Source organism: Natrarchaeobaculum aegyptiacum, assembly GCF_002156705.1.
Lineage (GTDB): Archaea > Halobacteriota > Halobacteria > Halobacteriales > Natrialbaceae > Natrarchaeobaculum > Natrarchaeobaculum aegyptiacum.
This window is the reverse complement of record NZ_CP019893.1, coordinates 3,111,306-3,137,004: the sequence shown is the minus strand read 5'-3', so window position 1 is coordinate 3,137,004 and position 25,699 is coordinate 3,111,306. Positions and strand designations below refer to the sequence as shown.

Sequence of the window (25,699 nt, the reverse complement as noted above, 5' to 3'; positions counted from 1 at the left end):
ATTGCGGGTGAAAGGAACCGAAACCTCGCGGTCGAACGAGCGACAGCCGCCTGCGTTAGCCGACGACGATCGCTGCTGCCTCGACTGCGGTCTCCGACACCGGGCCGAACGCCGGGAGCAGGAGGACGGTCACGACCGCGGCGATCACGATCGCCGTGTAGAGGCCTATCGGCTGGGCGAGCGCGTCGCGGTCGGCGAGTGGCTCGTCGAACCAGACGGCCTTGACCAGTCGACTGTAGTAGTACAGCGACAGGGCGCTGTTGATCACCAGCGCGGCGGCCACGAGTAGCAAGCCGGCGTCGATGGCAGCCGAGAACAGGAAGTACTTGCTCCAGAAGCCACCGAGAGGCGGAATGCCGGCGAGACTAAACATGAAGATCGCCAGCGCGAAGCAGGCGACCGGGGCGCGTCGTCCGAGGCCGCTGTAATCCTCGAAGGTTCGCCCGACACCCCAGTGTTCGGCCAGGGCGACGAACAGGAACGCGCCGGTGTTCATGAAGCCGTAGACGAGCAGGTGCATCATGGCCGCGCCCATGACGAGTTCGCCGCCGTCAGCGCCGAGCCCGGCGAGGCCGATCAACGCGTAGCCCGCGTGCCCGACCGACGAGTAGGCGAGCATGCGCTTGACGTTGTTCTGGGTCGCGGCAGCGAAGTTACCGACGGTCATCGTCACGATCGCGAGGATAACGAACGCGAGCGTCCAGTCGAGGCCGATGAGATCGGCCGTCGCGCCGACAGGGAACGCCTCGGTGAACACGCGGAACGCGATCACGAAGCCAGCCGCTTTGGAGGCCGACGAGAGAAACGCGCTGATCGGCGCTGGCGCACCCTCGTAGGCGTCCGGCGCCCAGAAGTGGAACGGGACGCTCGCAGTCTTGAACGCGAAGCCGCCGATCAGCATCACGATACCGAGCCCGAGCAGCCCACCGTAGGGGTCGGCGTCGCCGGCGGCAATCGTGTCGGCGATGGCCGTCAGCTGGAGCGAGCCGGTAACACCGTAGACCAGCGAGATACCGTAGACGAAGATCGCAGACGACAGCGCGCCGATCAGGAAGTACTTTAGCCCCCCTTCGACGCTCCCGCGGTTGTCCTTGAGGATCGAGACGAGCGCGTACGACGGCAGGCTCGCCAGCTCGAGGGCGATGAAGATCGTCACCAGACTGTTTGCGGCGGCCATCGTCGCCATACCGGTCGCCGCGAGCATGACCAGCGAGTAGTACTCCGCCTGGTAGGCGTGGCCGTCCATGTAGTCGTAGCTGGCGATAGCCACCAGCGCCGTGACGACGGCGACGACGATGGTGAAGTACAGCGCCATCTGATCGACGACGAGCTGGCCGTCGAACAGTTCGACGACGCCCAGTCCCTCGAGTCCCGGCTGGCCGACGCCGGCGACGATGAACCAGACGGCGACGCCCAGCGATGCGAGCGAACCGACGGTCGCGATGCCGGCGAGCAGTCCGCGACCCGTCTCACCGGGCCGGATGCTGTCGACGACGAACAGGACGAGCGCCGTCGCCAGCAGGAGCAACATCGGGGCGAGTGCAGCCCACGATGGCAGTTCGAGCAGCGCCATCACAGCTCACCTCCGTTTTCGAGGATCGGATCGACCGCGTCCGTGATCATCTCGAAGATGAGATCCGGTGCGACGCCGAGAGCGATGATGAGTCCGAGCAACACGAACATCGGCGCGATGTCGTGCAGCGGCGCTCTCGTCACCTCGTAGTCGGTCTCGAGCGAGTAGGGGCCGAAAACTGCCCGCTGCATCGCAAACAGCAGGTAGCCGGCCACGATGACGATGCCGAACATCGCCAGCGCCGTGAAGAGCGGCGCGTAGTCGAAGGCGGCACCGAACGCGCCGAAGAAGATGAAGTACTCGGCGGCGAAACCGCTCATCAGCGGCAGCCCCATGTAGCCAAACGAGCCGGCGATCAGGATGCCGACGGCGACGGGCATCCGGTCTGCCATCCCGGACATGTCGGTGACCATCCGGGTGTGGGTGGCGTTGTAGATGACGCCGACGGCCATGAACATCAGTCCGGAGATCAGCCCGTGGCTGACCATCTGGAAGGTCGCCCCGCCGACGCCGAACTGGGTGAGCGCGATCAGGCCGAGGATCACGTATCCCATCGACGAGACCGACGAGTAGGCGACGATGCGTTTGAGGTCGGTCTGTGCCAGCGCGAGCATCGCACCGTAGATGACGCTCACGACGGCGACGACCCCGATCGGCACGAGGAACGGTTCGACGACCTCGTGTGGGAACATCGTGAAGTTGAACCGGAGCAGGGCGTAGGTCCCCATCTTCAGCAGGACGCCAGCCAGCAGCACCGACGCGGGGGTCGGCGCTTCGACGTGAGCGTCGGGGAGCCACGTGTGGAACGGGACGACGGGTACCTTGACGGCGAATCCGAGGAACATCGCCACGAAGACGATCGAGGCGAGCGTCGTGCCGCCGACACCGAACAGTCCCTCGGGACCACCGTCGAGCATCGCCGCCGTCACTTCGGGCAGTGCGAAGCTCGTGACGGCGTCACCGAGCCCGAAGACCAGCGCGATGAACGCACCGAACATCACGAGCGACGCCACGTTCGTGTAGACGAAGAACTTGATCGCGGCGTACTTCCGGCGCGGACCGCCCCAGACCCCGATCAAGAGGTACATCGGGATGAGGACGGCCTCCCAGAAGATGAACCAGACGAAAAAGTCCAGTGCGGCGAAGACGCCGATCAGGTTCGCCTCGATGAACAGGACGAGCCCGTAGAACTGGGACTCGCGCTCGTCGATCGGCGTCCACGAGGAGACGATCGCGAGCGTCGTCAGGATCGTCGTCAGGACCACGAGTGGCAGCGAGATGCCGTCGAGACCGACGAACCACGAGATGGCGTAGTCGCCGAAGGTGAGCCACTCGAGCTGGGTCTCGTAGGCGAGGTCGCCGCCGAGCAAGGCGTTCCCGCTGCCGTCGAAGGCCGTGTACATCCACAGGCTGAGCGTGGCTGGCACGAGGCTGATCAGGAACGCCAGCTTCCCTGCGTACCGATTCGGCGCGACGAAGACGACGGCCGCACCGAGCAGTGCGACCGCAATGAGCATCTCGATCATCATAGGAACCACCCTCCGAGGAGTCCGAGCACGAGCAACAGGATCACGAACCCTGTCACGATCAGTGCCGCGTAGTTAGTCACGATACCGGTCTGTAAGCGCTTCATCGCGCTGCTACCGAAGAGACTGACCGTCGAGACGCCGTTGACGACGCCGTCGATCACGGTCTGATCGAACCGGTCTGCGGCTCGAGAAAGCGGCAGCGTGAGGCCTTCGGCGAGCCAGACCTGGTACTCGTCCTGGTAGTAGTTATCTTCGACAACCGTTCCGGCCGAGCCGAGGCGCTCTTTGTGCGCAACCGGCTCGGGGACGTTGTACAGCTTCCAGGCGAGGCCGGCGCCGGAGAACGCGAGCAGGAGCGAGAGTCCCGCGGCGATCAGGACGGTTAGCTGTTCGGAGCCGATCACGCCGGCGTCGTAGTGGAGCAACTCGCCGTAAGCGCCGTAGGTCAGCCCCTCGATGGCGCCGAACTCGCCGTCGAGCCAGTGCTCTAGGAACGTGATGTCGACCGCTGCGAGCTTCGCGACGGGCGCGAGATTCGCGACGCCCGCGACGACTGCGAGTACGCCGAGCACGATCAGCGGGACCTTGATCGACCAGCCCACGGGGTGTGGATCCTCGGCCGCATCGGACCGCGGCTCACCGTGGAAGGTGAGGAACACCATCCGGAAGGTGTAGAAGCCGGTGAAGAAGACGGCCACGAGCCCCATCGCGTAGGCGGCCATGATCACCGGGTCGTTCACGCCGACGATCAGCGCGTCGTAAAGGATCTCGTCTTTGGACCAGAAGCCCGAGAAGGGGATGATCCCCGCGAGTGCGAGCGCACCGGCGAGGAACGTCCAGTAGGTGACGGGGGCTTTCTCTTTGAGGCCGCCCATCTTCCACATGTCCTGTTCGTGGTGCATGAGGACGATTACTGAACCGGCACCGAGGAACAGCAAGGCCTTGAAGAACGCGTGATTCATGAGGTGGAAGACTCCGGCGACGTAACCGCCGACGCCCAGCCCCAGCATCATGTAGCCGTACTGGCTAATCGTCGAGTACGCTAGCACCTGCTTGATGTCGTCTTTGACGACGCCCATCGTCGCCGCGAACAGCGCCGTAAAGCCGCCGACGAAGGCGATAATCGCCAGCGCCGTTGGCGACAGGGCGTAGTAGCCGAACATCCGCGCGACGAGGTAGACACCTGCTGCGACCATCGTCGCCGCGTGGATGAGCGCCGAAACGGTCGTCGGGCCCTCCATCGCGTCCGGCAGCCACGTGTGTAGCGGGAACTGGGCGGACTTGCCCAGTACGCCGCCGAGCACGAGCAATCCAGTGATCGTGACCCAGGTGTCTGTGCTGAGTCCAGCCGGAACCCAGGCGTCGCCATCGCCGTTTAGCGCGGCGTCAGCCGCGTTAACGAACGAGGCGTCGCCGGCGAACTGGAGCGTGCCGAACGTCGCCGCGATGGCGACGACCCCGAGCAGGAAGAAGTAGTCACCGAAGCGGGTGACCAGGAACGCTTTCTTCGCGGCCGAGGGTGCCGACTTCGTGCGGAACCAGAAGCCGATCAGCAGGAACGAACAGAGTCCCACCAGTTCGAAGAACATAAACGCCATCAGCAGGTTGTCCGCGAAGACGAACGCGAGCATGCTGAACGTAAAGAGGCCGAGCCCGGCGTAGTACCGCGGCAGGCCGGTTTCTCCCTCGGCGTTCATGTAGCCGAGGCTGAACACGTGAACGAGAAACGCCACGAGCGAGACGATGACGAGCATCAGCGCCGAGAGCGGATCGATCAGGATACCGAACGTAAACTCGATCCCCTCCGTCGCGGCACCACCCGCGTTGCCGACGGCCCACTCGTAGAGCGTCTCGTGATAGGTCTCACCGCTCGCGACCGCCGCCAGCATCCACAGCGAGAACAGCAACGAGCCAGCCGTCGCTGCGATGCCGGGAATCGCCCCCTTCTTCGGCAGGAATTTGCCGAACGCGAGGGCGACGACGAACGCGACGAGCGGGAACAGTGCGATCGCCGGAGCGTAGTCGAATGCACCTTCCATCTCACCACCTCATCGTCGTCGGAACCGTGACGTCGACGTCACGGAAGTTGCGGTACAGCACCAGGATGATCCCCAGCCCGATCGCGACCTCCGCGGCGGCGAGAGCCATCACGAACAGGGAGAACACCTGTCCGGTGAGGTTGCCGTGATAGAACGCAAAGGCGATCAGGTTGATGTTCGCCGCGTTCAGCATGAGCTCGACGGACATCAGGAACATCAGTGCGTTGCGACGCGTCAGCACGCCGAAGAGGCCGATACAGAACAGCCCCATCGAGAGCAATACGTAGTACTCGATCGGCACCGTCATCGGTTGTCACCCCCCGAGCCGTCGGCTCGAGTGGCCGACCGACCGGCGTCCGAATCCGATGTCGACGGACTGTCACCGGTAGACTGCAGGGGCGAAACTGGTTCGCCGCCTTCCTCGCGTTTCGCGAGCACGAGCGCCGCGTCGAGGGCGGCGTCGAGGACGACTGCCACGAGCAGGAACGCTGCGAGGAACGGCTCGGTGCCGGTGACGCCGGCTTCGGCCTGCAGCGGTGCGAGGTCGAACAGCGCGTAGCCGATGGCCGCGGTGACCGAATCGACGTCGAACGGGTTCGTCGGCATCGCGCTGAACCCGGTGTTGAGGACGACCAGCGCCATCAGCACGAAGAGTGCGACGGCAAGCAGCCCCGGTGCAAGGTTGCCCTCGAGGCGGAGTCGCGGTCGACTCGTCACGTTCGGGTCACCTCCTCGGATTCGCCTGCGGTCGGTGGCTGCTCACGCTGGGTGAGCATCACGGCGAACGTGATGAGGATGAGGACGCCGCCGACGTAGACGAGCACCTGCATCATCGCGACGAACTCGGCCGCGAGCATCACGTAGTGGACCGCGACCGAGAGCAACGCGATGCCGAGCATCAGCGCCGAGTGCCAGGGGTCCCGCAAGAGGACGACCCCGAGGGCACTCCCGAGGGTCACGACTGCGAACAGGACGAACGCGATAAGCTCCAGCATGGTTACTGGTAGTCCACCTCGCCTTCGCCCTCGCCGATCCACGCGCCGCGATCGGGTTCCCGCGACTCGAGCGGGTCGATGTCCTTGTACCACGGTACCGCACGCAGTTGCTCTTTGTTGTACACCAGGTCGTGTTTGGTGTCACCGGTGAACTCGAAGTTCTGGGTGAGCAAGATGGCGTCAGTCGGGCACACCTCCTCACAGAGCCGGCAGTAGACACACTGGCCGATGTGGAGGTTGTACTGTTCGCCGTTTCGCTGGTCGTCCATCACGATCTGGATGGTGTCGTTCGGACAGACGTTCTCGCACTGGCGACACCAGATACACCGTTCCTGGCTCCACTTGTGGACGCCCCTGAATCGCGGGGAGACGTCCGGTGCGGTCTTCGGGTACTCGACCGTGAAAGTCGACCCGTCCAGTGCGTGTCTCATCGTGGTTGCCATTGATTTGAGCAGTCCGATCATGTAATCACCTCGACGATTGCGATGGTAACGAACAGGTTCGCAAAGGAGAGGACCAGCAGGCCCTTCCAGCCGATCTCGATCAGGTGGTCCATCCGGACCCGGGGCACCGCAGAGCGGAGCCACTGGGTGAGGAGGAACACACCCCAGATCTTGATCAGGAACCAGACGATGCCGAGCGCTTCTGGGCCCGGCCCTGCGGGACCACCGAGGAAGATGGTCGTAATGATCGCCCCACCGAGGAAGATGTGGAGGAACTCCCCGAGGTAGACGAGTACGAAGTACACCGAGGAGTACTCGGTCTGGTAGCCAGCGATAAGTTCCGCCGGTGCCTCGGGCATGTCGAAGGGGTTCCGTCCCACTTCGGCGAAGTTAGCGATCAGGAAGAGGGCGAACGCGAACGGGTTGACGATCGCGTACCAGGCGGGAATCGTCAGCCCGGCGATCGAGAACAACGGCTCACCCTGTGCGGCGACGATTTCGCTCATCCGCAGGGAGCCGGCGAAGATGACAACCGACATCCCGGTCACGACGAGCGGAATCTCGTAGGCGACGTTCTGGGCGACCGCGCGGAGACCGCCGAGCATCGAGTACTTGTTGCCCGACGCGTAGCCTGCCATCACCAGTCCGATGGAGGCGATGCCGGCGACCGCGAAGACGAACACCAGTCCGACCTCGGGATCGGCGAGGTGGATCCCGCTGCCCATCGGAATCACGGCAAAGCCGAGCAGCGCCGACCCCGCGATGACGATCGGTGCGAGGTCGTAGGCCGGTCGATCGGCGTTCTCCGGGATGATGTTTTCCTTCGAGAGCAGTCGCACCGCGTCGGCGATGATGATCCCGATCCCCGCCGGGCCGAGATGGTTGACCGCGATCCGGTCGGTGAACGCCGCGGTAATCTTTCGTTTCGCCCACGGTCCGGCGACGCCCGTCATCGCGAGCATGATGTTCGCGACGATGAACGCAGCGAGGAACGCCGCGAGCAACTCACCTGCGATGCCAAACTGCTCTAACCGCAGGAGGTTCACGAGGTGTTCGGGGAGCAGCGTCGTCCCGTCAGCCTGCAGCGGGAAGGCGAGTCCCGTCCCGGTCATCGATCCACCTCCCCGAGGACGATGTCGAGGCTGCCGAGGCTGGCGATCAGGTCGGGGATGTACTCCCCTTCAGTCATCTCGCCGAGCGACTGCAGGTTCGAGAAGCACGGACTGCGGATCTTGAATCGGGCGGGCTTGTCGGTACCGTCCGAGCGGATGTAGATCCCGAGTTCACCCTTCGCAGCTTCGACCGCACGATAGGTCTCTGCGCCTGCGTCCGGCTTCAGCGTCCGCGGGACGTTCGCCTGAATCTCGCGGTCGTCTTCGGGCCACTCTTCGAGCAGGTCGAGACACTGTTCGACGATCTTCGCGGACTCCTCGACTTCCTGCATGCGGACGAGCACGCGACTGTAGTTGTCACAGCCGTCCTCGGTGACGACATCCCAGTCGAGTTCCGGATAGTAGCCGTAGGGGTCGTCACGTCGGAGGTCGTAGTCGACGCCGGAGCCGCGAGCGACCGGGCCAGTGCAGCCGTAGTCCTTGGCCGCTTCTGGCTCGAGGATACCGGTGTCGACACACCGGAGCTGGAAGATCTCGTTGGTCGTGATGAGGTCGTCGTACTCGGCGACCTTCGCGGGTAGTTGCTCGAGGAACTCCCGGGTCTGTGCGATGAACTCCTCACGAGGCTCCGGGAGGTCCCAGGCGACGCCGCCGACCCGGAAGTAGTTGAACATCATCCGCTGGCCGGTCAGCTCCTCGAGGATGTCCTGAATGATCTCTCGGTCGCGGAACGTGTACATGAACGTCGCCGTGAATTCGCCGTAGACGTCCAGTGCGAACGTCCCGAGTGCGAGCATGTGCGAGGCGATCCGGCAGAGCTCGGCGCCGAGAGTGCGGATCACCTGTGCGTACTCGGGGACCTCGATGTCCGCGAGGTCTTCGATCGCCCGCGCGTAGGCCCACTCGTTGAGCAAGCCGGCAGAGACGTAGTCCCACCGATCGGGATAGGGCATGATCTGGTGACGGTAGGTCCCCTGCTGGCACATCTGCTCCTCACAGCGGTGGAGGTAGCCGATGTCGGGTTCGGCGTGGACGACCGTCTCGCCGTCGAGTACGGCTTTCACGTGGAGCACGCCGTGGGTTGCCGGGTGGTGGGGGCCGACGTTCAGGAACATCGTCTCCCCTTCCTCGTCGTGGTAGTCCGGCTGGATCGGGTTCTCGTGTTCGGCGAGGGTCACGACCTGTGGCTGGGTCTGATCGTAGTCCGCAGAGAGGGGATGACCCTGCCAGGTCTCCGGCAGCAAGATGCGCCGCAGATCGGGGTGACTCTCGTACTCGATCCCCACGAGGTCGTAGGCCTCCCGTTCGTGCCAGTCTGCCGTCCGATACACCGGCGCTGCGCTCTCGCTTCTGGGATCGTCGAGCGAGGTCGGGACGACGATGCTCACCTCGTCGGTCGGATCGACGTACTTCTTGAGGTGATAGATCGTCTCGTAGCGGTCCTCGTACTGCTGAGCCGTTACGCACGAACAGTGGTCGTAACCGGCGACGTCTCGCAAGTCTGTAAGGACCGACTGCACGTCGTCCGGATTGACCACGAACCCCGGTGCGTTCATGTGGTCCTCTCGCGCGAGCGCGCGATCGCCGATCACCGACTCGAGTCGCGCGAGGTGGTCGTCGACCGTTTCAGCGTCGACTTCCTGCTTCTCGATCCCGGTGCTCATGGCGAATCAGCCCAGTTGTACCGCATGACGAGGTCGTCCTCGTCGATCTCGCTCGCGAGTTTCTGTACCAGTTCGTCCTCGGGGAGGTCCCCGAAGCGCTCGAGTTCGTACGGTTTGACGACGACGGGTGACGATTCGCCGTTCTTGATCCGTTCCTGTAGCTTGAGGATGCCGTAGACGAGCGCCTCTGGTCGGGGCGGGCACCCGGGGACGTGAATGTCGACCGGAATGATCTCTTCGGCACCCTTGACGACGTTGTAGCCCTCCTGGAACGGGCCACCGGAGATCGTACACGATCCCATGCCGACGACGAACTTGGGTTCGGGCATCTGGTCGTAGACGCGCTTCATCCGCGGTCCGAACTTCGAGACGATCGTTCCGGGGACGATCATCACGTCGGCCTGCCGGGGTGACGCCCGCGGAACGCCGGCCCCGAAGCGGTCGACGTCGTGTTTGATCGCGTAGGTGTGGATCATCTCGATGCTGCAGCAGGCGATCCCGAACTGCAGCATGAACATCGAGTTGCCGCGGACCCAGTTCATGAACTCGTCGAACTTCGTGAGGACGAACGGCGACGTGCCGAAGGCCTCCCGAAGTTTCGAGTTGAACCGGTCGTCAGTCCCGGCGCCCATCCGGGCGTCGCGGGTGTCCGTCGACGGTGCAGTACCAGTATTCGCCGCGTTCGGCTGTTCGGGTTGGTGTTCACTCATACCCTGTCACGCTCCGTATCTGGGTCGACCTGCCCAGGTGTTCGTGCCCACTGTACGGCACCGGTTCGCCACGCCCACCCGAGTCCAACGAGCAGGATCGCGACGAAGGCCACCATCGGCGCGAGAATCTCGAAGTGACCGACCGCGTCCGACTCGAGGACGTCCAGGTACACGACCGCCCACGGAAACAACAGGACGGTTTCGATATCGAAGACCAGGAACAGGAGTGCGACCATGTAGTACTGGATGTTGAACCGGATACGGGTCCCTCCGGTCGGCACTTCGCCGCTCTCGTAGGTGGCGCGTTTACTCGTTTCCGGAACGCTCGGTCGCAGGAGCCACGATACCAGCATCATACCCAGCGGTATCAGCAGTCCCACGAGCGCCAGCGCCCCGATCGCTATCCAATCGTTCATCTCCCTAACGTTCGAGGCTTCAAACCGCACGCACATAAGGGTTGATTGTTCGTTTTCTGGGCGAACACGGGCCAAAACCTTTGAACAGCTCCAGTCTTCGTACTTGAATAATCAGGTAGAACTATCTGTCGAAATTGCTGCCGTGAACGAAACGGTAATCCAGCCTTACACAGGCTCCAGACGGGGCTTCCCACCGGTCACCAAACTGATCACGTGTGCGTTACCCGGAGAAACGAGTCCACGGGATCGGCCTACCGACCACATCGGTGGTAACCGGCGGGTTGAAACGGGTCGGGGCTGTGGCAACCGTAGACTCCGTCGACCTGGTCGATCGGTCGTCGATTGGCAACCGCCGAAAACAACTACTCCCTACGAGATCGAAACGCCGCCGTTCCCCCGTCGTGGAGCTCTCGAGAGACGTCGCCAACGCCCTCGCGAAGGTCCTCGTGGTAGGCGACGAGGCGGTCGCGCACCTCGTCGTACTGGCGGGCGAGGATCTGGGCAGCCGACAGCGCAGCGTTGAACGATTTGCCAGCGTCGACGGCCACGAGCGGAGCCCCGGCAGGCATGCCGATGACGCTGTCGACGGACTTCTCCTGAACCGGCACACCGATCACGGGCAGCGGATAGGCGATCGAGGCCGTCATGTTGGGAAGATCCGCCGACTTCCCGCCCGCGCCCGCGATGATGACGTCGAGCCCGCGGTCCTCGGCAGTCTCGGCGTAGGCGGTCATCAGATCAGGCGTTCGATGGGCCGAGGTCACGTAGGTTTCGAACGTAAAGCGCTCCTCGGGCGGGTTCTCGAAATCGGTCTGCTCGGCGAAGCCGAGTTCGTCAACAAAGGCGTCGTATGCCCCGGGACGCGACCCGCCGGTCATCATCACCTCGAGGTCGCTGTCCGACCCCATGACGATGCCGACGTCGGGCGTCTCCTCGGTGGGACGGTCCTGATCGGCCTCGCGGTGCAATCGGTCGACGAGATCGCTAACGCTCTCGCTCATAGCTGGTGGTGGTCCGGGAAGGAACTTCAATCAGTGGTAAACACCGCAGCTACGATCGGAACGTGACGGCGTCCTCGAGATCACGGGCGGTCTCGAGCAGTTCGTCGGCCGATTCGTCCTCGCGCGCGGTGACGGTGAGATGGCCCATCTTCCGGAGCGGACGAGCCTCGCGCTTGCCGTACCAGTGGAGGTTCACGCCGGCGCTCTCGAGGATGCGGTCGAGGTCCGCAAGCGCTGCCTCCTGTGACTCGTCGACGTCTGCCAGCAGGTTCTTGGATACCGTCGGGGCGCGCAGGTCGGTCGACCCGAGCGGCCATCCCAGTACGGCACGAACGTGCTGTTCGAACTGCGAACTCTGGGCCCCCTCGATCGTCCAGTGACCCGAGTTGTGCGGACGCGGGGCGATCTCGTTCAACAGGACTCCCCCCTCTGTCGTCTCGAACAGTTCGATCCCGTAGACCCCGCGGCCCTCCATCACCTCGAGCACGTCCGCTGCAACTTCACGCGCACGCTCCTCGACAACCTCACTCGAGCGCGCGGGAACGATGGTTTCCCTGAGTATCTCTTCCTCGTGGACGTTCTCACCGATGGGGAACGCCGCGATTTCGCCGTCGCCCTTGACCGCGATGACCGAAATTTCGCGCTCGAACTCGACGAACGCCTCGACCATCGCGGGCCCGGCGACGTCCTCGAGAGCGTCTTCGGCCTCGGCTTTCGACTCGACGGGGACGTTCCCGCGACCGTCGTAGCCACCCGTCCGGGCCTTGAGCATCACCGGCGCGCCGTAGTCGTCGATTGCCTCACGAATATCCTCGGCATCGTCGACCACACGGAAGGGTGGAACCGGGACACCCGCGTCTTCGAGTTCGCGCTTCTGGACGAGTTTGTCGTGGATCGTCTCGAGCGTCGCCGGCTTCGGGTGGACCGGCGTCCCCGTCTCCTCACTGACGCGATCTAAGACGTCCTGGTCGGCGAGTTCGATCTCGAAGGTGAGCACGTCGACGCGCTCGGCGAGGCCCCGGATGGCTGCTTCGTCGTCGAAGTCGGCGACGATCTGGTCGCGTGCGACCAGCGCGGCCGGACAGTCCGGCGTCGGATCGAGAACGACCAGTTCGACGCCGAGGGGCGAGGCAGCCTCGGCGAGCATCCGACCGAGTTGTCCCCCACCGACGACCCCGACCGTCGGCCCGGGTGTCCGTAACGTCGTCATCGCGCGGCGGTTGTCCGCGCCCGCGCTTAAGGATTCTCATACTCACCGTCGGCCAGAACGCACAGACCCCGTTGCCCGGAACGAACGCCGGAGTCGGCCGAGAACGGTACCTCTTTTACCCGCCCACCCTACCGCTCGGATATGACCACGCTCGGACTGGTGGTTGCCGAGTTCAACCGGCCGATCACCGAGCAGATGGAAGAGGCCGCACTCGAGGCCGCGAGCGCGGCGGGCGCGGAAGTACACGAGACGGTCCGCGTCCCCGGCGTCTACGACGCCCCGCTGGCTGCAGACCGCCTTGCTCGCCTCGAGCCCGTCGACGCCGTCGCGGTGATCGGCACCGTCATCACGGGCGACACCGATCACGACCAGGTGATCACCGACGCTGCCGCCCAGCGACTCGCCGACGTCAGTCTCGAGCGTGATACCCCCGTGACTCTCGGTGTAACGGGTCCCGGGATGTCCGCCGCCGAGGCACGCGAACGCGTCGAAAACGCCGCGAAAGCCGTCGACGGCGCACTCGACCTCGTCGATCAACTGCCGGAGCCACAGTAAGACCATGTCCATGGAATTCACTGACCGCGTAACCCGAGTCGAACCGTCCGCAACGCTCGCCATTTCCGCGCTCGCGACCGAACTCGAGGCCGACGGCGCAGACGTCGTCGACCTCTCGGTCGGCGAACCCGACTTCCCGACGCCGGAGAACGTCATCGACGCCGCCAAAGAGGCGATGGACGCCGGCCACACCGGCTACACCACGTCCTCGGGCATCCTCTCGCTTCGCGAAGCGATCGTCGACAAACTCGTCGACGACGGCCTCGAGCACACGACCGAGGAAGTCATCGTCACGCCGGGTGCGAAGCAGGCGCTGTACGAGGTTATCTCCGCGCTCGTCCAGGACGGCGACGAGGTCGTCCTGCTGGACCCTGCGTGGGTCTCCTACGAGGCCATGGTCAAGATGGCCGGCGGCGACCTCACGCGTGTCGATCTCTCGGCCCACGAGTTCCAGCTCGAGCCCGCCCTCGACGAACTCGGTGAGGCCGTCTCCGACGACACCGACCTGTTGATCGTCAACTCGCCGTCGAACCCCACCGGTGCCGTCTACTCCGACGCCGCACTCGAGGGCGTCCGCGACCTCGCCGTCGAGCACGACATCACGGTCATCTCCGACGAGATTTACAAGGAGATCACCTACGGCGTCGAGCCGACCAGTCTGGGCACGCTCGATGGAATGGCCGACCGCACCGTGACAGTCAACGGCTTCTCGAAAGCCTACTCGATGACCGGCTGGCGACTCGGCTACTTCGCCGGCCCCGAAGAACTGATCGATCAGGCCGGAAAGCTCCACAGCCACTCCGTGTCGTCGGCGGTGAACTTCGTCCAGCACGCCGGCATCGAAGCGCTCGAGAACACCGACGAGGCCGTCGCCGAGATGGTCGAGGCCTTCGAGCAGCGGCGTGATCTGGTCGTCGACCTGCTCGCCGACCACGACGTCGACGTCGCCGTTCCCGAGGGTGCGTTCTACATGATGCTTCCAGTTGCAGACGACGATCAGGCCTGGTGTGAGGGTGCGATCGAAGACGCCCACGTCGCAACCGTGCCGGGGAGTGCGTTCGGCACGCCCGGCTACGCCCGGATCTCCTACGCTGCGAGTGAAGAACGGCTCGAGGAAGGGATCGAACGGCTGGCCGACGAAGGCTACCTCTGATCGGCGGGCTATTTTCTTCGGGAGCGCTGAGACTCGAGCGGACGCGTCGAGTGTGCTCGATCAGTCAGGTTCGATTCGAGACTCGAGTTTATCAGCGATAGCGCGGCCAGCAGGGGCATGGACTGTCCGACCTGCGGGAAATCGCTCTCGACCGAACGAGGGATGCGCCAGCACCACACGAAGGTCCACGGCGACCCGCTTCCGAATCGAACCTGTTCGGGCTGCGGGCTCGAGTTCTACGATTCGAAGGCCAGGCGTGAGTACTGCGACGACTGTAACCCGAACGCCGGAGAACACAACGGCCACTGGAAGGGTGGTAAGGAGACGACGACGTGCAAGCTGTGCGACTCGGCGTTCGAGTACTATCCTTCCGACAAGCTCGGCGTGTACTGTCCTGACTGCGTGGACGCGGCAGACGGACTCCTCCCTGAGAATCCATCGGAGAAGGGGGAGCGCATATCAGTCGAGTGTCGGGCCTGCAGCGCCTCGATCGAGGTCCGTTCCAGACTGCTCGAGAAGCGAACGCAAGGAGTATTCTGTTCTCGCACCTGTCACGGCGAGTGGCTCTCCGAGAACGTCGTCGGCCCGGACCACCACCAGTGGGAAGGTGGCGAGATTGATTACGGGCAGCGGTGGTGGAAAATCAGACGGCAGGCGCTCGAGCGAGACGGATACGAGTGCCGCCACTGTGGGGTCGGTCGAGACGAGATCGGTCGAAATCCAGACGTCCACCACGTCCAGCCCGTCCGTTCGTTCGACGACCCGGACGAAGCGCACACGATGGAGAACGTGATTACGCTCTGTCGGAGCTGTCATCGCCTGGCCGAGGAGGGGACGATTCCGGTTCCGATTGACGGCGAAAAGTAACACTATTGTGTGACCGTGGCTTACCGAAATTCGAACACACTACGGCAGTCCCGTGGTGGTGAGTAAATCCAACGGATTTACGAGCCTCACGGGACTTCGGTCGTAGTGTGAAGTCCCGTGGTGGCAAGCAGTTCCAACGGAACTGTGAGGTACACGGGACGACGAGTGAAACGAGAAGTCCCGTGGTGTAGTGGCCAATCATCTGAGCCTTTGGACGTGTTCGGTTTCGGCCGTCACGGAAGAGAGCTCAGGACGGCGGTTCGAATCCGCCCGGGACTACTTTTGCGCCGAACAAACTCGTGAGGCGCAAGTATCCTCGGCGGTTCGAGCCCAGAAGACGAGAGGATTCGAGTCCTCGCGGTTCGGATCTGCCCGGGACCATGATAAATTTTTATATAAATTCTTTTGCCTCATCGGTTCTACATTACCGTACGTTCCTCTTTCAGACGACTCGAGATAGCACGCTTACGAATTCCCACACCACTTGCCCGAGCACCGAACCATCAATCCAACTCTCGATCCAGGGTGGCCACAGCACGAGAGACGTAGGCATTCCCCTCCCAGCTTCGGGCAGCACGAAGGTCCGAGAGCACCTCGAGTGCGTCGGCTGCCTCTAGGTGTCCGTTCCGCATGAACGCGATGAGGAGCGTCGGCGTGGTCACGAGTCGGGTAGTGGCAAGCGACGCGTGTACGAGTGCGAGCTGGTTGAACTCGTCACAGAGTAACTGCGTCGCTTCGAGGTCGTTGGCCAACGTGACGGCGGCGTTCTCGCCATCGTCGAGCGGAAAATCTGGGTCCAGTTCGGTCTGATGGACCTCGATACGAGACAGCCGCTCGAGGACGGCCCCAGCACCGGTTCCGGATCGGTCGTCGTACGCTGCGGTCTCTCGCAATTCGCCGACGACACGTTCGGGAACGACGACCTCGTGCTCGTCGACGAGGTGATCGAGTGGCCGAACGTCGTGGTTAGCAGCCGTCCCAAGACTCACGAGTGCGGACGTGTCTGCAACGATCCGTGCCATCTACGAATCCGACAACTCCGTCGTAGCGTCGTCGAGAAAGTCGTCGTTCAGTTGCGTTTTGAGGACCCGGAAGTTTGCCGCCGACTCGTGGCCGACGAGCGCCGTCAATTGCTCGAACGTGATCTCGTCGTCGTAGTAGGCGCTGGCGATTTCCTGTGTGATCTCGTCGTCGTGGGACGCATTTCGGAGATACTCTCGGAGTGCATCCGTGAGGATGTCCGTCCTGTCCGTCTCGAAGACGGTCGCGAGGGCGTCCGCACGGTCGACTAACCCCCGGGGAGCGCGAAACTGCACTCGCTTTTTACTCTCCGAACTCATGTGTGTACATTGTGAGTGCCGTCGGTTAACTCTTTCTGGGAACCGAACGGGCACACTCGAGCCGTCGATCCGTCGGGCTTTTGACTCCGCGCCTCTGACGACGTATCACGAGGGATGGCCCGCTACCACATCGAAACATACGGTTGCACCTCGAATCGCGGCGAGAGCCGCGAGATCGAGCGGCGGCTCCGCGACGCCGGTCACCACCGCGTCGACGGACCCGACGAGGCCGACGTGGCCATCCTCAACACCTGCACGGTCGTCGAGAAGACCGAGCGCAACATGCTCCGACGAGCGGAGGAACTCGCGGACGAAACGGCGGACCTCTACGTCACCGGCTGTATGGCCCTTGCCCAGGGCGACCTGTTTCACGATGCGGGAGTCGACGGTGAGGTCCTCCACTGGGACGAGGTCCCGGAGGCGGTGACAAACGGCGAGTGTCCCACCACGACGCCGGACGCCGAGCCCATCCTCGATGGCGTCGTCGGCATCCTCCCGATCGCCCGGGGCTGTATGTCCGACTGCTCGTACTGCATCACCAAACACGCCACGGGCAAGATCGAGTCGCCGCCCATCGAGGAGAACGTCGCGAAGGCCCGCGCGCTGATCCACGCGGGCGCGAAGGAAATCCGCATTACAGGTCAGGACACCGGCGTCTACGGCTGGGACCAGGGTGAACGGAGGCTCCACGAACTCCTCGGGCGCATCTGCGACCTCGAGGGCGACTTCCGCGTTCGCGTCGGGATGGCGAATCCGAAGGGCGTCCACGGCATTCGCGAGGAACTGGCCGAGGTCTTCGCCGAGTACGACGAACTGTACGACTTCCTGCACGCACCCGTCCAGTCCGGGAGCAACGACGTCCTCGGCGACATGCGCCGCCAGCATCAGGTCGAGGAGTACCTCGAGGTCGTCGAGACCTTCGACGCGGCCCTCGAGTACTGGACGCTCTCGACTGACTTCATCGTCGGCTTCCCCACCGAGACCGACGCAGATCACCAGCAGTCGCTCGAGCTACTTCGGGAGACCCGTCCCGAGAAGGTGAACGTCACCCGGTTTTCGAAGCGACCGGGGACCGACGCCGCCGATATGAAGGGCCTCGGCGGGACGATCAAGAAGGAGCGTTCGAAGGAGATGAGCGCCCTGAAGCGCGAAATCGTCGGCGAGGCCTACGCCGAGATGGTCGGCGACACGCGAGCTGACTGTCTCGTCGTCGAGGACGGCGTCGGCGACTCCGTGAAGTGTCGCGACTCGGCTTACCGACAGGTGATCGTCCAGAACGCGAGCGAGCACGGCCTCGATCCCGGCGACTTCGTCGACCTCGAAGTAACGGCCCACGAGACGATGTACGCGTTCGGCGAGCCGGTCTGATCGGCGTCGTTCGTCTCTCGTTTGCCGGGTTTCTATTGTCGACCCTCGGGTTCGGCACTCACTTTCGAGGCCGGGCTTAGCTCTCACTCCCGCCAGCGTCGGTGTCGACGCCCACCAGTTCCGCCGACAGGTACTCGACGAACTCGGCCGGGTGCTCGACGTGGGGCAACTGGGTAGCGTAGTCCAGAACGACGAGATCACAGTCTGCGGTTTCGGCGAGGGTTCGCCCCTCCCGAAGGGTGACGCGCTCTGCGTCCCGGCCCCAGACCAGGGTGACCGGAACCTGGAGCGACGCGAGTTCGTCTCCGAGGTCGAACGAGGGGCCAGGATCGAGCGACCCGGCGACGTGGGAGGCGACCGCGTACCGCGCCCCTGGCTGGTGAGCGCTGTCCCAGGTCTGGGCGATCAGGTCGGACCGGACGTTCGCGGGGTCGTAGAACCCGGATTGTTCGTAGAACTGTCGAATCGCTCGCTTGCTCGAGAGCAGGTTGTACGCCGTCGTCCCGGCGACCGGTGACCGGAGGAGACGGCGGTAGACTGGCCGTTCGTCGGCCGAGTGGTCCGTCGGACAGACGAGCACGAGGTGCTCGAGGTCGACGGCAGGGTCGCTGGCGGCGTTCGCCGCGTACGATCCGGTGAGTGAGGAGGCGATCAGCGTCGGTTCGTCCGCGAGAGTACCGATAACGTCCCGGAGAAACTCGGTGTAGAGAGTCGACGAGTAGACGAGCGGGGGTCGCTCCGACAGACCGAAGCCGGGGAGGTCGATCGCGTAGACCCGGTAGCGCTCGGCGAGTCGCTCGAGTACCGGTTCGAACTCGTGGCTGCCGGCTCCCGGATAGATACCGTGGACGAGAACGAGTTCCGGGTCTGCCGGATCGCCAGCGGCGGTATACCGGGTCTCGATGCCGCGCCACTGGTAGGTTCGTTCGATCCCGGGGAGCGGGTTCTCGAGATCACCGGCACGTCGCCTGAGGGCTCGGTTGCCGAGGACGGCCGCGCCGACGGCGCCGACTGCCCCGGCGAGGAGGGTTCGGGCACGCATACGCCAGCGTTCGTCGTCAGTGGTCTTGAACGTGGGGCTGCCCTCTCAGGTCGTCTGCAACTCGCGAGGCATCAGCGGTCGTCCGACTCGGTGACGCCGTTCGCGTCGACGTCGAGGTCAGTCTCGACGTCCTCGAGACAGCGCTCGAGTGGGTCGAGCAGGTCGGAGGCGATGCTGTAGGGATCGGTTTCGCCCTGCCGGACGGCCTCGGCGAGGTCGTCGACGCCGCCTGCGCGCTCGAGGTCGGCCTCGAGGAGCGCGTGGACGTCCTCCCGAAGGAGGGTCCTGATCTCTTCGGCGTAGCGACGGCGGGTTCGCGCTGCGTGCTCACCGGAGTCGACGAGGTACTCGCGGTGGGTTGCGAACGCGTCGATGAGATCGTCGACGCCGTCAGCCTTCGTGGCGACGGTTTCGACGATGGGCGTCGTCCAGCCGGCGTCGGCCTCCTCGTCCGTATTGGGGTCCCAGTCGTCGTGTGCGTCGATGACCTCCTGGCTGTGATGGCCGCCACCGCCGAAGCCGGCACCCTCACCCAGCTGGATCATCTCCCGGAGTTCCTGGACGGTCCGGTCGGCACCGGGCCGGTCTGCCTTGTTGACGACGAAGACGTCGGCGATCTCGAGGATCCCTGCCTTCAGCGTCTGGATCTCGTCGCCGGACCCGGGCGGAACGAGGACGGCGACGGTGTCTGCGGTCTGGACGATATCGATCTCGTTCTGGCCGGCGCCGACGGTCTCGATGATGATCTTGTCCTTGCCGAAGGCGTCCATGGCCTTGACGGCGTCTGCCGTGGCAGTCGAGAGGCCGCCAAGGGTGCCGCGAGCACTCATCGAGCGAACGAAGACGTCCATGTCGCCCACCGTCGAGGCCATGCGGATGCGATCACCGAGCACCGCCCCGCCGGAGAAGGGTGAGGACGGATCGATCGCGATGACGCCGACGGTCTCGCCACGGTCGCGGTAGGTTTCGGCGAGTTTGTCCACCAGCGTGGACTTCCCGGCCCCGGGGCTCCCCGTAATGCCGACGACGTCGGCCTCGCCGGTGTGGGCGTACAGGTCAGAGACGAGATTTCGGTAGCCGGGCGAGCGATCCTCAATCTTCGAGATGACGCGGGCCAGCGCGCGGTGTTCGCCTGCCAGCAGGGCCTCGAGCAGGTCCTCGTCGTTCATCGCTCGGGGGCGTTCTCGCGGACGAACTCGATCGTCTCCTCCACCGAAGTACCGGGGCCGAAAATCTCGGCGACGCCCTCGTCCTCGAGTTCAGCGCGGTCTTCCTCGGGAATGACGCCCCCGACGAGGACGAGGGTGTCCTCGGCTGCGCCGTACTCCTCGAGTCCGTCCATGATCTTTGGAACCAGCGTGTCGTGGGCACCCGAGAGGATAGAGATTCCCAGTACGTCGACGTCTTCCTGGACCGTCGCCTGGACGATCTCTTCGGGCGCTTTGTGCAGTCCGGAGTAGATGACTTCGAATCCGGCGTCGCGGAACGCGCGTGCGATGACGTGTGCTCCGCGGTCGTGACCGTCGAGACCGACTTTGGCGACCAGACACCGGATCGACTCCCCTTCCTGTTCGCTGCTCATACCCTCATTTCCCGGCCCCCCTGTTTGACTTTAACGGAAGTTGTTGAGGGATACACTCGGACGCTGACTATTTTGGCTGAGCGAAGCTCACGGACGGACCAGTTCCGGTACCGACCAGTTGCATTTTGTAACCCTCTCGAACGGCAAAACCATCCCGAACCAAAGGCTAAAGAGTCCATCGGACAAATATTCCCGTAATGACTATCGTTCGTCTATTGCGGAGGGATCTTTCGTGGGCGTCGAGATAAAAGAGAGCAGGGTGACCGACGCCGAGTTCGAGGAAATGAAGGCGTTCGTCTACGAGTACCTCGCTGCCAGCGTCGAGAAAGAAGGCGAGGGCGGCCGGATGCGCTGGTATCCGTGGCACTCCGCGGAGTACCGGTTCAACCACATCCTCAACGTCGTCGAACTCGCCGAGGAAATCGCACGCAAGGAGGGTGCAGACGTCGACATCACCCGCGTCGCCGCGCTCTTTCACGACGTCGCCAAACTCGAGACCGACCAGGAACTCCACGCCGAAGCTGGCGCTCGCGTCGCCCGCGAGTACCTCGAGGCCCGTGCGGATTACCCGGAGTCGTTCATCGCACAGGTGTGTCGGGCCATCGAACATCACTCCTACCAGGGAGACCTGACCGACCTCGCACTCGAGACCCAGTGTCTCATCGAGGCGGACCTCCTCGACAAGGTGGGCGCCAACGGGACGACGCTAATGCTCTTGCGGATGGGCTACGAGGCACGAACCCACATGGAAGTCGACGAGATGGTCGACCGCGTACTCGAGCGCGGGTACGACGCCGCCTCGCGGGTCCAGAGTGACACCGCCGAGGGAATCGCTCACCAGCGGCTCAAACGTGTAAAGTGGTTCGGTGAGTGGCTCGAAGACGAAATCGCTGGCCTCTGAGTGCCAGCGGCTGCATCCCCCTTTTCGATCCTGACTGTCATCAGATGGGAACGTATTTTACGTCCGAGACTAGTTAGTGAAACGATATGTACGCCGCCGATAATCTCGGTGATGCCCTCCGCGTCACCAAACGGTACCTCCACGCGCTAGGGGTTGCCGGATACCTGAAACTCGGTCTCCTGATCCTCCTCATCGGGGGTCTCGGTCTCCTGTACCAGGTGTTCAATATCCCCGCCGAACTCGCCATGCAGGGGGTAGGAGATACGGACACGCTCGCGATCGTCGCCGTCGTCGCCGCCTCCCTCCTCCTGGTTTTCCTCCTGCTCAGATACCTCGCGGCCATCCTCGAGTTCGTCTACGTCGAGTCGTTGCGGTCCGAGGAGATGCACCTCAGGCGGTACGTTCGAGCCAATCTGAAGAACGGCCTCCTGTTGCTGGCTTTCCGAATCGCACTCTGGATCGTCGTCGGTGGCCTCTTCGTAGCCCTCGTCGCCGCCGTCGTCCTCGGTGGGGACGTCGGCGCGCCCGACGACCTCACCGCCGGCCAGCTCGGTGCGCTCTTGCTCGCTGGCTTCGTTTTCGGTGTCGTCGGCTGGATCGTGAGCGTCCTGACGAACGCGTTCGTCGTCCCGACGATGCTCCACGAAGGTCGTGGACCCATAAGCGGGTGGCGACGAGTGGCCGGCTCGATGGGACCGAACTGGACCGGCCTGCTCGCGTTCTTGCTGGTCGGCTTCGTACTCGGGGCTGCCATCGTCTTCCTCTACGCCGGTATCTACTTCGCCGCGTTCTTCTTCGGCATCTTCCTGTTCGCGATCCTCCTCGTGCTCGCACTCGCGATCCACGAAGCGCTGGGGATCGTCGTCTTGGTCGTGCTCTTGCTCGGGTACCTCCTCTTCGAGTACGCCTTCTCGCTGCTCGAGACGCCGATCCGAACCTACGTTCGCTACTACGCACTCTTGCTGCTCGGCGATACGGACGATTCGCTCGACCTCATTCCCGAGCAGCGACAGGCGGTTCGCGCTCCGACGGGTGCAGCCACCGGCGGGACAGGACCCCAGCCGGGGCCGGCCGCGTCAGGTCAACCAGTCGGGTCCGGTAGCCCAGGATTCACGACGGGTGCAGGGGAAGGGTCAGCCACAGGTTCAGGAACCGACACAGGTCCGACGGCACGGTCGGAGGAGGAACCCGACGACCCCGACGAGACGGCCGTCTGGGGCGATTCACCCTCCTGGGGATCCGACGCTAGCTGGGACGTCGCAGCCGACGGAAACGATCGATCCCACCCAGACGACGGGGACGACTCGAGCGACCAGGAGTTCGATACCGACGTGCCTCGCACCGATCCCGACGACGCAGATACCGATACCGACGACGAGACCGACGACTGGGGACCCGGTCGCTGACGTCCGGATCGCACGGACGCCCCGCCGGGCTCGAGGCGTCAGGCTTCAGCCGATCGTCGCTATGGTGGGTACTGGAGCAGGAAGTGGTGAGACGGTGGTTGTTTCTGATTCCCATACTGCAACCGTCCAGTCTCAGGGAACCAGTGCGAGAATCGACGTGGACGCTGTGGAGTGAGAGTAAACGCTGTCGGTGCTGATGGCGCTCGCTGGCGACGCCATCTCGTTGGTACCTCCCTACGGTGTCACTGGCCTCTCAGTACTGGATCAGGGACTCGGGATGGCCCGATCCGGATCGATCCGCGTAGCGCTGGCGCCTCACAGTAGCAGCGATAGCGCAGCCAGCACCAGGAAGATCAGCACCAGCCACTTCGCGATGGACATGGTGATACCGGCGACGCCGGTCGCGCCAAGTGCAGCCGCGACGATCGCGATCACGAAGAACAGCAGTGCAAGTTCGAGCATGTCCGAACGAACGGGTGCGAGACGGAAGGGGGCAGGGCCTGATTGTGCCCCCGATCCCCCTTCTTCGGGGGTACCAGTCCACGAACCGGCGTGGATGTCGTCGCGGAGAGCAGACCTCGTGGGAGCGATCCAGAGACGGCCCAGTCGTGGTCCCGGCCCTTCGCATACTGGCACGCCGAGACTACCGACACACGACCATCGCCGCTTCCCAATCCATTTTGTCGCCGGCAGTCGACCAGCGCACATGGAGTACACGACGCTCGGAAATACGGGTACGACCGTCTCGAGACTCTGTTTCGGCACGTGGCGCTTCGGCAAGCGACACGGCGAGACCGTCGAGACGACCCGCGATGAAGCCCACGAATTGCTCGACGCCTGCTACGACCAGGGCATCAACTTCATCGACACGGCGAACGTCTACGGCGACCCCGACGGGACGAGCGAGGAGTGGATCGGCGAGTGGCTCACCGACTACGATCGCGAGGATTTCGTCATCGCCTCGAAGGTCTACTTCCCGTTCGACGGCTGGGGAGATCCCCGGCCGAACGACTCCGGCCTCGGTCGCAAGCACGTTCGGGCCCAGATCGAGGGCACCCTCGAGCGGCTGGGAACCGACTACATCGATCTGTACTACATCCACCGCTGGGACGACGAGACACCTATCGAGGAGACCCTCTCGGTGCTTTCCGACCTCGTCCGTGAAGGCAAAGTCAACCACCTCGGGGCGAGCACGATGGCCGCCTGGAAACTCACGAAGGCGCTGTGGACCAGCGACGTCGACGGACTCGAGCGCTTCGACGTCACCCAGCCAATGGTCAACGCGGCCCACTACGACGCCGTCGGCGACTACCTCGACGTCTGTGCCGATCAGGACCTCGCGGTCTGTCCGTACTCGCCGCTGGCCGGCGGCTTCCTCACCGGCAAGTACGATCGGACCGACGACGGCCGCGTCGAGGGGCCGGATGGCTCGAGAGCAACGCTGAGCGAGCGGTTCGACGACTACTACGCGACCGACCGGGCCTGGCGTGTCCTCGAGGTCGTCGAAGAGGTCGCCGACGAGGTCGACGCGACGCCGGCGCAGGTCTCCCTGCGCTGGCTGATGGATCAGGATCGGTTCACCTGCGTGCCGATCGTCGGTGCGCGTGATCCGGACCAGCTGGCAGAGAACGTCGGTGCGGTCGAGCTCTCGCTGAACGACGAGCAGTTCGGTCGTATCGACGCGGCTCGCACGAACGACTGACGTCGTCGACGGGCGTCGACCTCACTCGAACGGATATTCTACCAGCCGAGTCTCCACCGAAAGTACTTCGACGTGCGGAACCTGTCACTCGAACGACCGAGCAATCTGTGAAACGTCGTGACCAGTAGTGGCAGCGAAAACTCACGTTTTTACGGTGGAGTCATTCGACTCTGCATGTATGTCTACTTCACCGCGACGAACGACGTTCTTCCTCCTGTCACCCGATCGTGGCGGTCAGGCAGGGAAAGTCGTCGACTGGCTGATCATGGCCCTTATCTTCGTAAATGTCGCTGCCGTGATGCTCGAGACGGTCGATTCAGTCGCCCGTGAGTACCGGACGGTTCTCTTCTGGCTCGAGGTCGGCAGTGTAGCCCTCTTCACCGTCGAGTATCTCGGTCGAATCTGGAGTGCCGTCGAGCATCCCGACTACTCCGGGCCTATCTCCGGCCGCATCCGGTTCGCGTCTCGACCGTTACTGATCGTCGATCTGCTCGCGGTCCTGCCGTTTTACCTGGTGGCCTTCGGCCTCGGTGGCGACCTGCGAGTGCTCCGTGCACTTCGATTCCTCAAACTTATCCGGTACTCTCGGTCACTCTCAGTTTTCGTTCGTATCCTCGAGCAGAAGAAAACCGATCTGGTGGTCGTCACCGTTGTCGACGCCGTACTTCTCGTCGTGGCGTCCAATCTCGTCTATCTGGTCGAACACCAGGCCCAGCCGGAGACGTTTTCCTCGATTCCCCAGACACTCTGGTGGGGCGTCGTCACGCTCACGACGGTCGGATACGGTGACATGCATCCCGTGACGCCGGCTGGCCAGCTACTCGGTGGTCTCACGGCCGTCCTCGGCATCGGGTTGTTCGCACTTCCAGCGTCGCTCATCGCCTCCGGCTTCCTCGAGGAATCACGACAGAGAGCGTGTCCTCGATGTGGTCATCGGCCCGGAGATGACCTGGGCGATGACACGACCAGCGCCCGTTTCGAGAACCCGCGACAGGGTCGACGATAGCCGACCGATCGGTCGCCGTCCACTCGGATCGAATACGTGATTACGTGACAGATCACGACGGCGTACTCGCGACCAGTAACCGACG

At 63.8% G+C, this 25,699-nt stretch carries 27 protein-coding genes and 1 tRNA gene; 9 read left to right on the top strand and 19 right to left on the bottom strand.

Annotated features, from left to right (window positions below; all coding sequences use genetic code 11):
- Nucleotides 1-55: 55 nt before the first annotated feature.
- From B1756_RS15160 to B1756_RS15100, 13 genes are all read right to left on the bottom strand, one after another.
- Nucleotides 56-1,573 carry an NADH-quinone oxidoreductase subunit N gene (locus tag B1756_RS15160; protein WP_086889308.1) on the bottom strand — a complete coding sequence of 506 codons (1,518 nt, stop codon included), beginning with the start codon at nucleotides 1,571-1,573 and terminating at the stop codon, nucleotides 56-58.
- Nucleotides 1,573-3,102: a complex I subunit 4 family protein gene (locus B1756_RS15155; protein ID WP_086889307.1), complete on the bottom strand. Its 1,530-nt coding sequence runs from the start codon at nucleotides 3,100-3,102 to the stop codon at nucleotides 1,573-1,575. Before B1756_RS15155 ends, B1756_RS15160 begins: the two co-directional genes overlap by 1 nt.
- Nucleotides 3,099-5,141, bottom strand: coding sequence for an NADH-quinone oxidoreductase subunit L (nuoL, locus tag B1756_RS15150; RefSeq protein ID WP_086889306.1), 2,043 nt, complete (start codon nucleotides 5,139-5,141; stop codon nucleotides 3,099-3,101). Before nuoL ends, B1756_RS15155 begins: the two co-directional genes overlap by 4 nt.
- Nucleotide 5,142: 1 nt before the next feature.
- A complete protein-coding gene (nuoK, locus tag B1756_RS15145; protein WP_086889305.1) occupies nucleotides 5,143-5,448 on the bottom strand; it encodes an NADH-quinone oxidoreductase subunit NuoK in 306 nt (101 codons plus the stop codon).
- On the bottom strand, nucleotides 5,445-5,858 hold the full coding sequence (locus B1756_RS15140) for an NADH-quinone oxidoreductase subunit J (RefSeq protein ID WP_086889304.1): 414 nt from the start codon (nucleotides 5,856-5,858) through the stop codon (nucleotides 5,445-5,447). Before B1756_RS15140 ends, nuoK begins: the two co-directional genes overlap by 4 nt.
- Nucleotides 5,855-6,136, bottom strand: a complete 282-nt coding sequence (locus B1756_RS15135) for an NADH-quinone oxidoreductase subunit J (protein ID WP_086889303.1) — start codon at nucleotides 6,134-6,136, stop codon at nucleotides 5,855-5,857. Before B1756_RS15135 ends, B1756_RS15140 begins: the two co-directional genes overlap by 4 nt.
- Nucleotides 6,137-6,138: 2 nt before the next feature.
- Complete coding sequence (locus tag B1756_RS15130; RefSeq protein ID WP_086889302.1) at nucleotides 6,139-6,600, bottom strand: NuoI/complex I 23 kDa subunit family protein; 462 nt, start codon at nucleotides 6,598-6,600, stop codon at nucleotides 6,139-6,141.
- Nucleotides 6,597-7,691: a complex I subunit 1/NuoH family protein gene (locus tag B1756_RS15125; RefSeq protein ID WP_086889301.1), complete on the bottom strand. Its 1,095-nt coding sequence runs from the start codon at nucleotides 7,689-7,691 to the stop codon at nucleotides 6,597-6,599. Before B1756_RS15125 ends, B1756_RS15130 begins: the two co-directional genes overlap by 4 nt.
- Complete coding sequence (locus B1756_RS15120) at nucleotides 7,688-9,355, bottom strand: NADH-quinone oxidoreductase subunit D (RefSeq protein WP_086889300.1); 1,668 nt, start codon at nucleotides 9,353-9,355, stop codon at nucleotides 7,688-7,690. Before B1756_RS15120 ends, B1756_RS15125 begins: the two co-directional genes overlap by 4 nt.
- Complete coding sequence (locus B1756_RS15115) at nucleotides 9,352-10,065, bottom strand: NADH-quinone oxidoreductase subunit B (protein ID WP_086889299.1); 714 nt, start codon at nucleotides 10,063-10,065, stop codon at nucleotides 9,352-9,354. The genes B1756_RS15120 and B1756_RS15115 overlap by 4 nt, the downstream gene beginning before the upstream one ends.
- Nucleotides 10,062-10,481, bottom strand: coding sequence for an NADH-quinone oxidoreductase subunit A (locus B1756_RS15110; protein ID WP_086889298.1), 420 nt, complete (start codon nucleotides 10,479-10,481; stop codon nucleotides 10,062-10,064). Before B1756_RS15110 ends, B1756_RS15115 begins: the two co-directional genes overlap by 4 nt.
- Nucleotides 10,482-10,843: 362 nt before the next feature.
- The gene (locus B1756_RS15105) at nucleotides 10,844-11,482 is read right to left on the bottom strand and encodes an AIR carboxylase family protein (protein ID WP_086889297.1); all 639 of its coding nucleotides are present in this window, start codon (nucleotides 11,480-11,482) and stop codon (nucleotides 10,844-10,846) included.
- 49 nt (nucleotides 11,483-11,531) lie between these two features.
- The gene (locus B1756_RS15100; RefSeq protein ID WP_086889296.1) at nucleotides 11,532-12,692 is read right to left on the bottom strand and encodes a 5-(carboxyamino)imidazole ribonucleotide synthase; all 1,161 of its coding nucleotides are present in this window, start codon (nucleotides 12,690-12,692) and stop codon (nucleotides 11,532-11,534) included.
- 141 nt (nucleotides 12,693-12,833) lie between these two features.
- On the opposite strand from B1756_RS15100, the gene ribH reads away from it, so the two are divergent.
- The 4 genes from ribH (at nucleotide 12,834) to B1756_RS15080 (ending at nucleotide 15,546) form a co-directional block, all read left to right on the top strand.
- The gene (gene ribH / locus B1756_RS15095; RefSeq protein WP_086889295.1) at nucleotides 12,834-13,247 is read left to right on the top strand and encodes a 6,7-dimethyl-8-ribityllumazine synthase; all 414 of its coding nucleotides are present in this window, start codon (nucleotides 12,834-12,836) and stop codon (nucleotides 13,245-13,247) included.
- Nucleotides 13,248-13,251: 4 nt separating this feature from the next.
- Nucleotides 13,252-14,400, top strand: coding sequence for a pyridoxal phosphate-dependent aminotransferase (locus B1756_RS15090; RefSeq protein WP_086889294.1), 1,149 nt, complete (start codon nucleotides 13,252-13,254; stop codon nucleotides 14,398-14,400).
- 117 nt (nucleotides 14,401-14,517) lie between these two features.
- Entirely contained in the window at nucleotides 14,518-15,267 is a 750-nt protein-coding gene (locus B1756_RS15085; RefSeq protein WP_086889293.1) for an HNH endonuclease, read from the top strand.
- Between the two features lie 176 nt (nucleotides 15,268-15,443).
- Nucleotides 15,444-15,546 (top strand) — tRNA-Gln (locus B1756_RS15080).
- 224 nt (nucleotides 15,547-15,770) lie between these two features.
- Here the strand turns inward: B1756_RS15080 and B1756_RS15075 are convergent.
- Nucleotides 15,771-16,289 carry a PIN domain-containing protein gene (locus tag B1756_RS15075; RefSeq protein ID WP_086889292.1) on the bottom strand — a complete coding sequence of 173 codons (519 nt, stop codon included), beginning with the start codon at nucleotides 16,287-16,289 and terminating at the stop codon, nucleotides 15,771-15,773.
- Nucleotides 16,290-16,607 (bottom strand): hypothetical protein, encoded by a 318-nt coding sequence (locus B1756_RS15070; RefSeq protein WP_086889291.1) that lies wholly within the window; start codon nucleotides 16,605-16,607, stop codon nucleotides 16,290-16,292.
- 114 nt (nucleotides 16,608-16,721) lie between these two features.
- Here B1756_RS15070 and B1756_RS15065 point away from each other — a divergent pair, with 114 nt between their 5' ends.
- A complete protein-coding gene (locus B1756_RS15065; protein ID WP_086889290.1) occupies nucleotides 16,722-17,975 on the top strand; it encodes a tRNA (N(6)-L-threonylcarbamoyladenosine(37)-C(2))-methylthiotransferase in 1,254 nt (417 codons plus the stop codon).
- Nucleotides 17,976-18,051: 76 nt separating this feature from the next.
- Here B1756_RS15065 and B1756_RS15060 read toward each other — a convergent pair whose 3' ends face one another.
- The 3 genes from B1756_RS15060 to B1756_RS15050 all read right to left on the bottom strand — a co-directional run bounded on the left by B1756_RS15060 (nucleotide 18,052) and on the right by B1756_RS15050 (nucleotide 20,599).
- Complete coding sequence (locus B1756_RS15060) at nucleotides 18,052-19,017, bottom strand: alpha/beta fold hydrolase (RefSeq protein ID WP_086889289.1); 966 nt, start codon at nucleotides 19,015-19,017, stop codon at nucleotides 18,052-18,054.
- Between the two features lie 71 nt (nucleotides 19,018-19,088).
- Nucleotides 19,089-20,186: a methylmalonyl Co-A mutase-associated GTPase MeaB gene (gene meaB / locus B1756_RS15055; protein ID WP_086889288.1), complete on the bottom strand. Its 1,098-nt coding sequence runs from the start codon at nucleotides 20,184-20,186 to the stop codon at nucleotides 19,089-19,091.
- Entirely contained in the window at nucleotides 20,183-20,599 is a 417-nt protein-coding gene (locus B1756_RS15050) for a cobalamin B12-binding domain-containing protein (protein WP_086889287.1), read from the bottom strand. The genes meaB and B1756_RS15050 overlap by 4 nt, the downstream gene beginning before the upstream one ends.
- Nucleotides 20,600-20,831: 232 nt before the next feature.
- On the opposite strand from B1756_RS15050, the gene B1756_RS15045 reads away from it, so the two are divergent.
- Together B1756_RS15045 and B1756_RS15040 are read left to right on the top strand one after the other, a co-directional pair.
- A complete protein-coding gene (locus B1756_RS15045) occupies nucleotides 20,832-21,500 on the top strand; it encodes an HD domain-containing protein (RefSeq protein ID WP_086889286.1) in 669 nt (222 codons plus the stop codon).
- Nucleotides 21,501-21,586: 86 nt separating this feature from the next.
- Complete coding sequence (locus B1756_RS15040; protein WP_086889285.1) at nucleotides 21,587-22,906, top strand: DUF7544 domain-containing protein; 1,320 nt, start codon at nucleotides 21,587-21,589, stop codon at nucleotides 22,904-22,906.
- 315 nt (nucleotides 22,907-23,221) lie between these two features.
- Here B1756_RS15040 and B1756_RS15035 read toward each other — a convergent pair whose 3' ends face one another.
- Nucleotides 23,222-23,368 carry a DUF1328 domain-containing protein gene (locus tag B1756_RS15035; RefSeq protein WP_086889284.1) on the bottom strand — a complete coding sequence of 49 codons (147 nt, stop codon included), beginning with the start codon at nucleotides 23,366-23,368 and terminating at the stop codon, nucleotides 23,222-23,224.
- Nucleotides 23,369-23,612: 244 nt separating this feature from the next.
- Here B1756_RS15035 and B1756_RS15030 point away from each other — a divergent pair, with 244 nt between their 5' ends.
- Both B1756_RS15030 and B1756_RS15025 read left to right on the top strand, forming a co-directional pair.
- Nucleotides 23,613-24,608, top strand: coding sequence for an aldo/keto reductase (locus B1756_RS15030; protein WP_086889283.1), 996 nt, complete (start codon nucleotides 23,613-23,615; stop codon nucleotides 24,606-24,608).
- A gap of 178 nt (nucleotides 24,609-24,786) precedes the next feature.
- A complete protein-coding gene (locus tag B1756_RS15025; RefSeq protein WP_086889282.1) occupies nucleotides 24,787-25,614 on the top strand; it encodes an ion transporter in 828 nt (275 codons plus the stop codon).
- The last annotated feature ends 85 nt before the right edge of the window (nucleotides 25,615-25,699 follow it).

What these genes read in the sequence shown, in the direction of transcription:
- B1756_RS15025 (WP_086889282.1), top strand. Translation starts at nt 24,787, where the DNA reads ATGTCTACTTCACCGCGACGAACGACGTTCTTCCTCCTGTCACCCGAT.
- B1756_RS15105 (WP_086889297.1), bottom strand. Translation starts at nt 11,482, where the DNA reads ATGAGCGAGAGCGTTAGCGATCTCGTCGACCGATTGCACCGCGAGGCC.
- B1756_RS15030 (WP_086889283.1), top strand. Translation starts at nt 23,613, where the DNA reads ATGGAGTACACGACGCTCGGAAATACGGGTACGACCGTCTCGAGACTC.
- B1756_RS15130 (WP_086889302.1), bottom strand. Translation starts at nt 6,600, where the DNA reads ATGATCGGACTGCTCAAATCAATGGCAACCACGATGAGACACGCACTG.
- B1756_RS15085 (WP_086889293.1), top strand. Translation starts at nt 14,518, where the DNA reads ATGGACTGTCCGACCTGCGGGAAATCGCTCTCGACCGAACGAGGGATG.
- B1756_RS15100 (WP_086889296.1), bottom strand. Translation starts at nt 12,692, where the DNA reads ATGACGACGTTACGGACACCCGGGCCGACGGTCGGGGTCGTCGGTGGG.
- B1756_RS15040 (WP_086889285.1), top strand. Translation starts at nt 21,587, where the DNA reads ATGTACGCCGCCGATAATCTCGGTGATGCCCTCCGCGTCACCAAACGG.
- B1756_RS15110 (WP_086889298.1), bottom strand. Translation starts at nt 10,481, where the DNA reads ATGAACGATTGGATAGCGATCGGGGCGCTGGCGCTCGTGGGACTGCTG.
- B1756_RS15160 (WP_086889308.1), bottom strand. Translation starts at nt 1,573, where the DNA reads ATGGCGCTGCTCGAACTGCCATCGTGGGCTGCACTCGCCCCGATGTTG.
- nuoL (WP_086889306.1), bottom strand. Translation starts at nt 5,141, where the DNA reads ATGGAAGGTGCATTCGACTACGCTCCGGCGATCGCACTGTTCCCGCTC.
- B1756_RS15075 (WP_086889292.1), bottom strand. Translation starts at nt 16,289, where the DNA reads ATGGCACGGATCGTTGCAGACACGTCCGCACTCGTGAGTCTTGGGACG.
- B1756_RS15155 (WP_086889307.1), bottom strand. Translation starts at nt 3,102, where the DNA reads ATGATGATCGAGATGCTCATTGCGGTCGCACTGCTCGGTGCGGCCGTC.
- meaB (WP_086889288.1), bottom strand. Translation starts at nt 20,186, where the DNA reads ATGAACGACGAGGACCTGCTCGAGGCCCTGCTGGCAGGCGAACACCGC.
- B1756_RS15060 (WP_086889289.1), bottom strand. Translation starts at nt 19,017, where the DNA reads ATGCGTGCCCGAACCCTCCTCGCCGGGGCAGTCGGCGCCGTCGGCGCG.
- B1756_RS15065 (WP_086889290.1), top strand. Translation starts at nt 16,722, where the DNA reads ATGGCCCGCTACCACATCGAAACATACGGTTGCACCTCGAATCGCGGC.
- B1756_RS15115 (WP_086889299.1), bottom strand. Translation starts at nt 10,065, where the DNA reads ATGAGTGAACACCAACCCGAACAGCCGAACGCGGCGAATACTGGTACT.
- B1756_RS15120 (WP_086889300.1), bottom strand. Translation starts at nt 9,355, where the DNA reads ATGAGCACCGGGATCGAGAAGCAGGAAGTCGACGCTGAAACGGTCGAC.
- ribH (WP_086889295.1), top strand. Translation starts at nt 12,834, where the DNA reads ATGACCACGCTCGGACTGGTGGTTGCCGAGTTCAACCGGCCGATCACC.
- B1756_RS15035 (WP_086889284.1), bottom strand. Translation starts at nt 23,368, where the DNA reads ATGCTCGAACTTGCACTGCTGTTCTTCGTGATCGCGATCGTCGCGGCT.
- nuoK (WP_086889305.1), bottom strand. Translation starts at nt 5,448, where the DNA reads ATGACGGTGCCGATCGAGTACTACGTATTGCTCTCGATGGGGCTGTTC.
- B1756_RS15135 (WP_086889303.1), bottom strand. Translation starts at nt 6,136, where the DNA reads ATGCTGGAGCTTATCGCGTTCGTCCTGTTCGCAGTCGTGACCCTCGGG.
- B1756_RS15090 (WP_086889294.1), top strand. Translation starts at nt 13,252, where the DNA reads ATGTCCATGGAATTCACTGACCGCGTAACCCGAGTCGAACCGTCCGCA.
- B1756_RS15125 (WP_086889301.1), bottom strand. Translation starts at nt 7,691, where the DNA reads ATGACCGGGACGGGACTCGCCTTCCCGCTGCAGGCTGACGGGACGACG.
- B1756_RS15070 (WP_086889291.1), bottom strand. Translation starts at nt 16,607, where the DNA reads ATGAGTTCGGAGAGTAAAAAGCGAGTGCAGTTTCGCGCTCCCCGGGGG.
- B1756_RS15050 (WP_086889287.1), bottom strand. Translation starts at nt 20,599, where the DNA reads ATGAGCAGCGAACAGGAAGGGGAGTCGATCCGGTGTCTGGTCGCCAAA.